Annotated in this window: 7 protein-coding genes; all 7 read right to left on the reverse strand. The window is 61.4% G+C overall.

Features of this window, described 5'->3' with window-relative positions; translation table 11 throughout:
- Positions 1 to 183: 183 nt before the first annotated feature.
- The 7 genes from ACTHND_RS05080 to ACTHND_RS05110 all read right to left on the reverse strand — a co-directional run bounded on the left by ACTHND_RS05080 (position 184) and on the right by ACTHND_RS05110 (position 11598).
- Complete coding sequence (locus ACTHND_RS05080) at positions 184 to 2214, reverse strand: M3 family metallopeptidase (RefSeq protein WP_440176397.1); 2031 nt, start codon at positions 2212 to 2214, stop codon at positions 184 to 186.
- A 63-nt stretch (positions 2215 to 2277) separates the two neighbouring features.
- Positions 2278 to 2841, reverse strand: coding sequence for a lipocalin family protein (locus ACTHND_RS05085; protein ID WP_440176399.1), 564 nt, complete (start codon positions 2839 to 2841; stop codon positions 2278 to 2280).
- A gap of 65 nt (positions 2842 to 2906) precedes the next feature.
- Entirely contained in the window at positions 2907 to 4067 is a 1161-nt protein-coding gene (locus tag ACTHND_RS05090; RefSeq protein ID WP_440176402.1) for a sensor histidine kinase, read from the reverse strand.
- A 238-nt stretch (positions 4068 to 4305) separates the two neighbouring features.
- Positions 4306 to 4902 (reverse strand): protein phosphatase CheZ, encoded by a 597-nt coding sequence (locus ACTHND_RS05095; RefSeq protein WP_440176404.1) that lies wholly within the window; start codon positions 4900 to 4902, stop codon positions 4306 to 4308.
- An 11-nt stretch (positions 4903 to 4913) separates the two neighbouring features.
- Positions 4914 to 5336, reverse strand: coding sequence for a response regulator (locus tag ACTHND_RS05100; RefSeq protein ID WP_440176406.1), 423 nt, complete (start codon positions 5334 to 5336; stop codon positions 4914 to 4916).
- A gap of 282 nt (positions 5337 to 5618) precedes the next feature.
- The gene (gene gltB / locus ACTHND_RS05105) at positions 5619 to 10133 is read right to left on the reverse strand and encodes a glutamate synthase large subunit (protein ID WP_440176408.1); all 4515 of its coding nucleotides are present in this window, start codon (positions 10131 to 10133) and stop codon (positions 5619 to 5621) included.
- 1 nt (position 10134) lies between these two features.
- On the reverse strand, positions 10135 to 11598 hold the full coding sequence (locus ACTHND_RS05110; RefSeq protein ID WP_440176410.1) for an NAD(P)-dependent oxidoreductase: 1464 nt from the start codon (positions 11596 to 11598) through the stop codon (positions 10135 to 10137).
- Between the last annotated feature and the right edge of the window lie 22 nt (positions 11599 to 11620).

Genomic DNA, 11620 nt, shown 5'->3' on the forward strand with positions numbered 1-11620 from the left:
AACAAAGGCGCGATGACATCCCATTCTGTATCGGTCAACTCGTAGCGGCGACGCGTCATGAAAAAGGCTCCCTGTTCACCGGAAGCCTTGAATCACGATCAGTTCTAAATGGGAATCCCGTTTATGGGTTTACGCCCTAAGTAAAAGTCCGTTCATCGTCCCCTCCCGATTTAATGATTGCCCTCACTTCTTCTGCAATTCGGCCTTGAAGGCATCGAGGCTTAATGGACGACCAAGGAAGTCCTGGATCAGCGCATTGGCGTCTTCCGAACCGCCCGGCTCCAGCACCAGCTTGCGGTAACGCAGGGCGGTCTCCTTGTTGCGGATGCCGTCGGCCTCGAAGCGCGTGAAGAGATCGAGCGCGATCGCCTTCGACCAGACATAGGTGTAGTAGATCGCCGAGTAACCATCGAGATGGCCGAAGCTGGCATAGGGGTGCGTGCCCGCCACCGGCGGATAAAGCGCATAGCGGCTGAGTTGATCATCGAACTGCGTGCTGAGGTCGAAATCCGGCTTGCGATTATAGAAGTTGAGCGAGATAGCCGAATAGGCCAGTTGCGTCTTCCACATGCCCGGCTCACCGAAATGACGGCCGGCATTCATCTTATGCACCAGATCTTCGGGGATCGGCTCACCCTTGTCGTTCGAGGCGAAGCCTTTCAGAGTGTCGTAATTCCAGGTCCATTCTTCGAGCAGTTGCGACGGCGCCTCGATGAAATCCCATTGCAGATTGCCCATGGATTGCACACCGTATTCGGTATGGCCGGAATACATGGCGTGCAGCAGGTGGCCGAACTCATGCAGGAAGGTGGTGACATCCTCGTGGTCCATCGGGCCCGAGGCCGGGAAGTTGCAGATCAGGGCGCCGACCGGAATCTGACGCCCTTCGATGCCGGTGCGGATCGGGAACTGGGCGGCATGATTATACTTGCCGTCGCGCGGGCTCATATCGAGATAGAAACGGCCAACCAGTTTGTTGTTATCATACAGCTCCCAGGCGGTAACCGACGGATCCCAGACCGGCGTGTTCCATGGGCGGATGTCGGCGTTAAACAGATCGCCGACCAGCTTGAAGATGCCCATGCGCGCCTTGTCGAGCGTGAAATACTGGCGCACCTCGGCGGAATCGACGTCGTACCTGGCCTTGCGCAGTTTGTTCTCGAAATAGCTGCGGTCCCAGCGCTGAAGGTCAGTGATGGTGGGGTCAACGGTTTTGGCGAAGGCCAGCAGTTCGGCGTAATCGGCATCGGCGCCCGGTTTGGCGGCGCCATTAACATCATCGAGGAACTGCGCCGCCCGCTGGGGATTGCCGATCATCTTGTCGGAAGTAACGAGCGTTGCGTAATCAGGATAGCCCAGCACCTGCGCCAGTTCATAGCGCTTTTCCAGCAGGGTTTTCAGCACCGCCTCATTGGCCGGCCAGCCGCGATTATTGAAGGCCGAACTGACCTTGCGGCGCGTCTCGCGGATATCGGCATAGTCGAGGATCGGGAACACGTCGGGATAGGCGAAGGTCAGATGCACCAGGCCGTCGGTGCCCGGCTTGTGGGCATCGATATAGTCCTGCGGCAGGCCCTTGAGTTCCTCCGGCTTCAGGGGAATATCGCCCTTGTCATCACGTATGTTCTCGGCGAACTTCAGGCCGGTTTCGGTGATCTCCTTCTGGAGCTGCGTCACCCTGGCACGCGTTGCCTCATCCTTGTCGACGCCGGACAGCTTGTAATTGGTCAGCATCTTGTTCAGGGTGAAGCCGGTCTTCTCATCCAGCCCATTCGCCGGGATGGCAGCCAGACGATCATAGATCGGACGCGACAGCGAGACCCTGGTGCCAAGATCGGACAGCTTCGGGATACAGTCTTGCGCCGCGTCGCGCACCGGCTTGAGCGGGCTGGTTTCCGAAATAAGATACATCTCGCTGCCGCCATCGGACAGGATCAGCGACAGGCTGTCAAAGGCCGCGAAGTCATCGGCAATGGTCGCCTGACCGGTGCGGGCCTCCAGCGCGGTCTCCGCCTTCGCCGCCAGGGCCAGGGTCGCGTCGCAGCGCGCGTTGACGGCTTGCGGCGTGGTCAGGGTCAGCGGCAGTGGCTTGAGATAGGCTGTGACCTCATTATCCAGCGCGGTCGGCGCCGCGAACACATGGGCGGGGATAGCAGTGCCGGCCAGCAGCGCGGCCGCAAAACTCAGGTGCGTACTCAGGCGAATGAATGACATGAAAGACCCCTTAGGCATGAACAGGGTCAAAGTGTTAACGCGGCAGTTCCATACCCGCAACCCTTATTGATGCTGTGTCATCCGCACCATGGACCAGTCATAGCCAAGCGCACGAGTACGGGCCTCGATAGTATTGCGCGTCAATTCGTCAGGCTGGGCGGTGCGGCTGAGTAGCCACAGATAACGACCGGAAGGCTCGCCGACGATCGACCATGAATAATCATCCGCATGGTCGAGCACCCAGTAATCGCCGACATAAAACGGGCCAAAGAAGGAAACCTTGAGCTTGGCATTATCGCTGCCGGGCACAATTTTGGCCTTGCCGTGCGCCGTCTTGACTGGACCCGTCACGCTGCCCTTGCGGCAGGTGTTGATGACATCGATCCCGCCGTCGTCGCGCTTGCGGTATTCGGCGGTCACGCCTTCGCAGTCCGTCTCGAAGCGGTTCTCATAGCGGCCGATCTCGTACCACAGGCCGATGTAGCGCGTGGTGTCGACCGGCTTGGCCGGCTGCGGCACCGCCGGGTTGCCAACGGGGCCTCCGGACACAAGGCTGGCGCAGGCGGTCAGGGCCAGGAAAGCGCCGCCGGCCACGGCGAGCGGAAATATCAGGCGATTGGGCTTCATCACGACTCTCCGGATTATGCAGTCGGGCGAAAGGTCCGGTTTCCGCAATAAATATTCAATGTGGTCTATTCACCCTTATCCGGCAGGGTAAAGCTGAACACGCTGCCCTCGCCCGGCTTGGAGCGCAGGCTGATGTCACCGCCGCACAGCCGAACGAACTTGCGGCAGGTCGAAAGCCCGATGCCCGTGCCGATATAGTCGTCGAAGCTATGCAGGCGCTGGAAGACCTGGAAGATGCGTTCGTGGAATACCGGATCGATGCCGATGCCATTATCCGCCACATCGAAACGCCAGAATCCTCTCTCGGCCTTGCCTTCCCTGCGCGCCGAAACGGTGATTTCCGGCGTTCGGCTGCCATCCTGGAATTTCAGCGCATTACCGATCAGGTTTTGCAGCAATACCCGCACCAGGGTGGGGCTGGTCCTGATCACCGGCAGGCTGGCGGCGGTCACCCGCGCCTGCTTTTCAGCAACGATATCGGCGAAATCGGGCATCAGCCCGTCAAAGACCTTTTGGCAATCCACCATCTCCAGCTTCACTTCTTCGCGGCCGATGCGCGAAAAACCCAGGATGTCGCGGATCATCGTCTGTACACGGACGGCATTGTCGCGGATGTATTCGGCATAGCCCAGGGCGGTGTCGTCGAGTTGCCCGGCCACGCCCTCGGCCAGCAGGCCGGCATAGGCATTCATCATGCGCACCGGCTCCTGCATGTCGTGCGAACAGACATAGGCGAACCGCTCCAGTTCCTCGTTCGACTGGCGCAGATTGGCGTTGAGTTGCAGTATCTGCTGTCGCTGGGTGTAAAGGTCGAGATAGACCTTGACCTTGCTTTTCAGGATATCGGAATTGATCGGTTTGAAGATGTAATCGACGGCGCCGATCTCGGCGGCCTCGGTGGCGAAATGGTCTTCCTTGCTGATGGCCGTCACAAAGATAATCGGCACCGTCTGCATCGATGGCCGCGTTTTCATCAGGCGGGCGGTCTCGAACCCATCCATGACCGGCATCTGGACGTCAAGCAGGACGATGGCGAAGTCCTCCTTCAGCACCAGGTCGAGCGCCTTTTCGCCGGAATCAACCGTGGCGATGGCAGCACCCAGAGGCTTCAGCAGGGCCTCGGTGGCGAGCAGGTTTTCCCAGCGATCGTCAACGATCAGGATTTTCGGTTTGGCCACGCGAAGGCCATCCTGGGCGTCACCGCGAAGGCTGTTCATTGCGCTCATTGGCCCTCTCACCAGCACTTTTGGACTTAAAAGTGCGTCAAAACAAAAGTCCGAATCGCACCCCGGCTTGCGGTGGCTCCGCGCAGACTATGCTACCGCAACCTGGCGGTGAAATCACAATTTGGTTTTCATGTCGTAAGGCGTAATTCGGGTTGTGATAGGCTTGCCTCATCGCAACACACAGCGTGCGACCGCACGCCGCCGCCAATGCGGCGAGCCTGCGCGGCCTCTGAGCGCATTAAGCAAAAAGGGCGTCGATATCTACCTGGTTCGTTTCCGGACCGTCCAGCGCCGGCCCGTTGAGCAACAGGTTCTGTGCCCGGATTTCAGCCGCGGTCAATTCGGCTGCGGCCACTTCCTCGCCGATGCCGACCACGGCGGCCAAGTCGGCCACCCGCGCTTCGATCTGATTCAGCAGCCGCACGATTTTGGAGATGCGCTGGCCGGTAATATCCTGGAAGGCGCAGGCTTCGAACATCTTCATCACCTCGTCGGTGATGCGTCCCGCCAGTTGCGGATCGGCGGCATCGAGCGCCATCACGGTTTCCGCCGCCGTCATGATGGTGTTGGTGGCGCTTTCGGTATCCTGGGTGATCGCCGCCAGTTCGGCGCCGGCATCGGAGAAGGCGCCATGGGGGTTCAGGTCGCTGATTTCGGCGCGCGCCTGGGCGATGGAATCGGCGATCGCCTGAAAATCCTGCGACCGGCGGGTATCGAGTTTCAGGTAGAAGCTGTGCAGCAGGCCGACCAGGGTTTCGGAATGCTGCATCAGGTCCATGAGGCGGGACAGGTCACCGTCGGGGTCCGGACGGCGAAGGGGGGTACGCGGGGACATGGCGGGCTGTCTTATTCGGCAACCGCCGCGGCACCGGCGCGTTCAGTCTGCGCCCAGTAGGCATCGACATCGCCGCAGACCTGTTTCACGTCATCGAAGTAAAATGGCTTGGGCAGAAGGAATTTCACACGGGCGCGACGCGCCTTATTGAGCGCCGTGGCGCCGGCATCGGGATTATTGACCTGGCCGGCCGTCATGATGGCGATCGGCACATCCGGGGCATGTTCGCGGTAGATATCGAGATCGTCGAGCGTGTTGTGGCTCTCGATGAAGACATCCAGCACCAGCAGGTCAAAAGTTTGCGCGCTGAGCTGGGCCAGCGCTTCCGACATATCGGTCACGCAGACGGCCTCGTAGCCGGCGCGCTGGAACATTTTACTGATAATGATCGCCTGGGTCCGGCTGTCTTCCAGTATCAGCACCTGTCTCGCCATAACTCGCCCCTTGCACTCTAAACGTATACCATTAGAGCGGGTAATGCCTAATATATGGTTAGGGGCGCGTATAACATCATACAAAAAAGCGGCCCCGCACTTCATGCTTGGGGCCGCCTTCCAACCAATCACTTAAGCCGGTATGGTGAGACGAAAATTATTAGCTGGCGAAACGCGGAGCGCAGCGTACTTAAGTACGTGAGCACCGCATTCCTAGTATCGTGAAAACGATACGTAAGAACGTATCTCGCCAGATGATGATTTGCAGTCCACCAGAACCGCTTAAGCGCGCTTGGCTTCCGCGGCGGCCTGTATGGCCAGTATCTCATTGGGCATGACCTCAACGAAGGCTTTCAGGCTGTTGTCCCAGTCATCGAGAATGGCCTGGGCGCGCGGCGACAGGGTCTTTTCGAGGTGGGTGGTGATCAGTTCCTTCAGGCGGGCCACATTTTCATCCGGAACGGTGCGCAGTGTGATGCCTTCGGGGTTGATATACTGGGCGAAGGTCTGGTCCGGATCGTAGACATAGGCGACCCCACCGGTCATGCCCGCGCCGAAATTGGCGCCGGCCTTACCGAGAATGACGACTTCACCGCCGGTCATGTATTCGCAGCCATGCGCGCCGACGCCTTCGACCACGGTGGTCGCACCCGAGTTACGGACCGCAAAGCGCTCGCCGACCGTGCCTGCGATATAAAGCTGGCCGGAGGTCGCGCCATAGAGGATGGTGTTGCCGGCCAGGGCCTGGTTCTCCTGCCAGACCTTGGGACGAACGACGATGGTGGCGCCGGAAAGGCCCTTGCCGACATAATCGTTGGCCTCGCCGATCAGGTTGATGGTCAGACCCTTGACGGCGAAGGCGCCGAGCGACTGGCCGACCGAGCCCAGCAGTTCGAGCTTGAGGTGGCCTTCATCGAGCGTGTTGCCATACTTGCTGACGATATGGGACGAGGTGCGGGTGCCGACGGCGCGCATGGTATTGCGCACATCGTAGGTCAGTTGCATCTTTTCCTTACGTTCCAGCATGTAGGCGGCATCACGCACGATCTGGGCGTCGAGCGTATCGGCCACTTCGTTGATCTCGTCATATCGCGTGATGGTGGCGCCCGGATCGAGATCAACGCGGACCAGCAGCGGGTTCAGGTCGAGGTCGTCGAGATGTGCCCCGCCGCGCGACACCTGCTGGAGCAGGTCGGTGCGGCCCGTGGCTTCACCCAGCGAGCGCAGGCCGAGCGAGGCCAGGATTTCACGCACTTCGCGGGCGATGAAGGTGAAGAGGTTGATCACCTTGTCCGGCGTGCCGGTAAACTTGGCGCGCAGGCGTTCGTCCTGCACGCAGACCCCGACCGGGCAGGTGTTCGACTGGCACTGGCGCACCATCAGGCAGCCCATGGCGACCAGCGAGGCCGTGCCGATACCGAATTCATCGGCGCCGAGCATGGCGGCGATGACGATGTCACGGCCGGTGCGCATACCACCATCAGCGCGCAGACGGATCTGGCCACGCAGATTGTTGAGCGTCAGCACCTGATGGGCTTCCGACAGGCCGAGTTCGAACGGCAGGCCGGCAAACTTGACCGAGGTCAGGGGCGAAGCGCCGGTGCCGCCGACATTGCCGGCCACCAGAATGGCGTCAGCCTTGGCCTTCGCCACGCCGGCCGCGACCGCGCCGATGCCCGACTGAGACACCAGCTTGACGGTGACGCGGGCACGCGGATTGATCTGCTTCAGGTCGTAGATCAACTGGGCCAGGTCTTCGATCGAATAGATGTCATGGTGCGGCGGCGGCGAGATCAGGCCCACGCCCGGCGTCGAGTGACGCATACGGGCGATGAACTCGGTGACCTTGAAGCCGGGGAGTTGCCCGCCTTCGCCGGGCTTGGCGCCCTGGGCCACCTTGATTTCGATTTCGCGGCACTGATTGAGATATTCCGCGGTGACGCCGAAACGGCCGGAAGCGATCTGCTTGATCTGCGAGTTCGGATTGTCGCCGTTCGGACGGCGGTGATAGCGTTCCGGGTCTTCACCGCCCTCACCCGACACCGAACGGGCACCGATGCGATTCATGGCGATGTTCAGGGTCTCGTGAGCTTCGGGGCTGAGCGCGCCCAGCGACATGCCCGGCGTGACGAAACGCTTGCGGATTTCGTTGACCGATTCCACTTCCTCGATGGCGATCGGAGCGGCCTTCGATTCCCAGGCGAGCAGATCGCGCGGGCTGGTGGGGGCGGTCTTGGACATGCCGGCGATCAGGGCCGAGTACTTCTTGAAGACCTCGTAATCGTCACGCGTCGTGGCGTCCTGCAACAGGTGGATCAGCTTCGGCTGGTAGTAGTGGGTCTCGCCGGCGGCGCGCATCTTGTAGAAGCCGCCGATCGGGGTGACCGGCTTTTTCGCCCAGGCATTGAGGTGCAGCTTCGCCAGCTTCTGTTCGATGCCGCTGAGGCCGATGCCGGAAATGCGCGAGGTCACGCCGGGGAAGTATTCCGCCACCAGGGCGCGCGACAGGCCGAGCGCCTCGAATTCATAACCACCGCGATAGGAGGAGATGACCGAAATGCCCTTCTTGGCCAGAATCTTCATCAGGCCGGCCTCGATGGCCTTCTTGTAGTTTGAGAACGCCTTGTGCTCGTTGAAGCCTTCGTAACGGCCCTGGGCCAGGCGTTCCTGAAGGATTTCCAGCGTCAGATAGGGGTTGATCGCTGTGGCACCGACGCCGACCAGCACCGCGAAGGTGTGCGGGTCCATGGCTTCGGAGGTGCGGACGATGATCGACACGAAGGAACGCAGGCCCTTTTGCACCAGCCGCGAGTGAACGGCGGCGGCGGCCAGGATCATAGGCACGCCCATTAGTTCGGCGGACAGCGCCTCGTCGCTGAGGACGATCATGCTGGCCTTGTCCTCGCTGACGGCCTTGACGGCTTCGTCACGCAGGCGCTCCAGGGCGGCCTTGAGACCGGCACCAGGCAATGCCTCTTCTGCCGGCACCGCAAAGGTGCAGTCCAGCTTGGCAACATGGCCGACATTCTCGAACGTCACCATGCGTTCGTACATCAGGGTGCTGAGGAACGGGCTTTCCAGAACGAAGACATCGGTCTGGGCCTCGTCCTCGGCCAGGATATTACCGAGGTTCTTGAAGCGCGTCTTGAGCGACATGCCCTGCGACTCACGCAACGGGTCGATCGGTGGATTGGTGACCTGGGCGAAGTTCTGGCGGAAATAGTGGGCCAGCGGACGCCACTGCTCGGAAAGCACGGCCAGCGGCGTATCGTCACCCATGGAACCGATGGCTTCCTTGCCGTCCTTCACCATGGCGTCGAGCACGGTATCGAGGTCTTCCAGCGTGAAGCCGGCGGCGATCTGGCGGCGGTGCAGTTCCTCACCGTGATAGGCGCGTGGCTCCGGCCCCGGCATGATCAGCGGTTCCAGCTCGACCATGTTTTCCAGCCAGCCCTTGTAGTCATGCTTCTGGGCCAGGGCGTCGATGATCTCATCCTCGCCGTAGAGCTTGCCGCCTTCGAGATCGACCGCGATCATGCGGCCCGGCGCGATGTGGATGCGGCGCGCCACGCGTTCCTCGGCAACGCCGGTCATGCCGGCTTCGGAGCCGACGATCAGCAGGCCGTCCTTGGTTTCGGTGACGCGTAAGGGGCGCAGGCCATTGCGGTCCTTGCCGGCGATGACCCAGCGGCCATCGGTAGCGCAGATGGCGGCGGGACCGTCCCACGGCTCCATCACGGCGTTGCAATAGGCGTAAAGCGCCTTGTTGGCTTCGGAGACCGTGGCGTCCTTGGCGGTGGCTTCCGGGATCAGCAGGGCCTTGGCCATCGGCGCGGAGCGGCCGGCGCGGACCAGCAGCTCGAAGACGTTATCGAGCGCGGCAGAATCTGAGCCGCGCGGCTGGATCACCGGTTTCACGTCGGACGCCTGGTCGCCGAAGGTGGTGGCGGCCATGCGGATCTCGTGCGACTTCATCCAGTTGATGTTGCCGCGCAGGGTGTTGATTTCGCCGTTGTGCGCCAGCATCCGGAAGGGCTGGGCCAGGCGCCATTCGGGGAAGGTGTTGGTCGAGAAGCGCTGGTGGAAGATGGCGACCGACGAGGTGAAGTCCGGATCCTTCAGGTCGAGATAGAAGTCATCGACCGACTCAGCGCGGAACATACCCTTGTAGATCAGGGTCTTGGCCGAGAAGGAACACAGATAGAAATCACCGAGATTGGCTTCGTCGACGCGCTTTTCGATGCGGCGGCGGCAGAGGAACATAGCGCGTTCCAGTGCCTCCCCTTCCAGACCTTCCGGCGCGGCCATCATGATCTGTTCGATTTCAGGGCGCGTGGCCGAGGCGCGTTCGCCCAGTTGCGTCACGTCCACCGGCGGCTGGCGCCAGCCATAGAGATAAAAGCCGGAACGCAGGATTTCGGATTCGACAATGGTTCGCGCAGTTTCCTGGGCGCCCAGATCGGTGCGCGGCAGGAAGACCTGTCCGACGAGGATCGGGCCGGAACGCGGCTTGTGGCCGATATTTTCGACCTGCTTGCGGAAGAAAGCCTGCGGCACATTGATCATGATGCCCGCGCCATCGCCCGACTTGCCGTCGGCATCGACCGCGCCGCGGTGGAACAGGGCCTTCAGCGCCTTGACGGCCAGTTCGACGACTTCGCGCTTTTGCGAGCCGTCGATCGAACAGACGACACCAACGCCACAGGCGGAGATTTCTGACGCCGGATCATAGGCGTGGGCCTCGATAAGGCGGGCGCGCTGATCCTGGTAGTGCTTGTAAGAATCGAATTTGGTCATGTTATTCCGCGGCTCCCAGTTGGAGCTCTTCGTTGGCATTCGCCGGGACAAGGAGTTCGGTTTGCAGATAATGATGAATGTCGGCGGCCGCATCCTGGCCTTCGCGCACGGCCCAGACGACCAGCGACGCACCGCGGACGATATCGCCCGCCGCGAAGACGCCATCGACCATGGTGCGGAACTCGCCGGCGTGGACCTTGATCGTGCCCCAGCGTGTCACTTCGAGCCTGGGCTCGTTGAACATCACCGGCATGTTTTCCGGCTCGAAGCCGAGGGCCTCGATGATCAGGTCGGCCGGCAGGTCGGATTCGGCGCCGGCGATATCCTCGATACCCTGGCGGCCCTGCGCGTCCGGCGTGGTCAGGCGCATCCGCTGGATCTTCAGGCCGGTGACCGTTTCGGCGTCTCCCAGCACGGCCTTGGGGGCCGACAGCCACTCGAAGCGGACGCCTTCTTCCTCGGCATTGGCCACTTCACGGTCGGAACCCGGCATATTGGCGCGGTCACGACGATAGACGCAGGAGACCGACCTGGCGCCCTGGCGGATGGCGGTGCGCACGCAGTCCATGGCGGTATCGCCGCCACCGATGACCACAACGGTCTTGCCCTTGGCATCGAGATGCGCCTCGGCGGCCGGCTCGACTTCGTAACCGAAGCCCTGGCGGTTCGACATGGTGAGGTAGTCGAGCGCGGCGACCACGCCCTTTGAGCCGCAGCCAGGCACGCTTAAGGCGCGGCCCTTGTAGACGCCGGTGGCGATCAGGATGGCATCGTGCTTTTCACGCAGTTCCTCGAAGCTGACATCATTGCCGATATCGCAGTTCAGCACATATTCGACGCCCGAAGCGGCGAGGCGATCAGTGCGGCGGGCCACGACGTGCTTTTCCAGCTTGAAGGACGGGATGCCGTAGACCAAGAGGCCGCCGGCGCGATCATAACGATCATAGATGGTGACCTTGTAACCCAGGGTACGCAGACGATCGGCGGCGGCAATGCCAGCCGGACCGGCGCCGATGATGCCGATCGATTGGGCACGTTCGACTTCCGGCTTGATCGGCTCGATCCAGCCGTTTTCAAATGCCATGTCGCCGAGATAGCGTTCCACCGAACCGATGGTGACGTTTTGCCAGCCGGATTGCTCCAGCACGCAGGAGCCTTCACACAGACGATCCTGCGGGCAGATGCGGCCGCAGATTTCCGGCAGGGTGGAGGTGGCCGATGACAGTTCCCAGGCTTCCTGCGGACGGCCTTCGGCGGTCAGGCGCAGCCAGTCGGGGATGTTGTTCGACAGCGGGCAGCCATGCTGACAGAAGGGCACGCCGCACTGCGCGCAGCGCGACGCCTGGTGCGACGCCTGTGTCGGTGTGAAGTCGGCATAGATTTCATTGAAGTTGCCGGTGCGTGTCTTCGCATCGGACTTCGCCGGCGTCTTTTTGACTTCAATCACGAAACGGTTCGTATCCATCTCACTACCTTCTTACTCGAAG

Origin of the sequence: Asticcacaulis sp., from assembly GCF_051954415.1 — a bacterium.
Taxonomy (GTDB): Bacteria; Pseudomonadota; Alphaproteobacteria; order Caulobacterales; family Caulobacteraceae; genus Asticcacaulis.

Coding starts and splice junctions, on each gene's coding strand:
- ACTHND_RS05085 (WP_440176399.1), bottom strand. CDS start 2,841: ATGAAGCCCAATCGCCTGATATTTCCGCTCGCCGTGGCCGGCGGCGCT.
- gltB (WP_440176408.1), bottom strand. CDS start 10,133: ATGACCAAATTCGATTCTTACAAGCACTACCAGGATCAGCGCGCCCGC.
- ACTHND_RS05080 (WP_440176397.1), bottom strand. CDS start 2,214: ATGTCATTCATTCGCCTGAGTACGCACCTGAGTTTTGCGGCCGCGCTG.
- ACTHND_RS05095 (WP_440176404.1), bottom strand. CDS start 4,902: ATGTCCCCGCGTACCCCCCTTCGCCGTCCGGACCCCGACGGTGACCTG.
- ACTHND_RS05100 (WP_440176406.1), bottom strand. CDS start 5,336: ATGGCGAGACAGGTGCTGATACTGGAAGACAGCCGGACCCAGGCGATC.
- ACTHND_RS05090 (WP_440176402.1), bottom strand. CDS start 4,067: ATGAGCGCAATGAACAGCCTTCGCGGTGACGCCCAGGATGGCCTTCGC.
- ACTHND_RS05110 (WP_440176410.1), bottom strand. CDS start 11,598: ATGGATACGAACCGTTTCGTGATTGAAGTCAAAAAGACGCCGGCGAAG.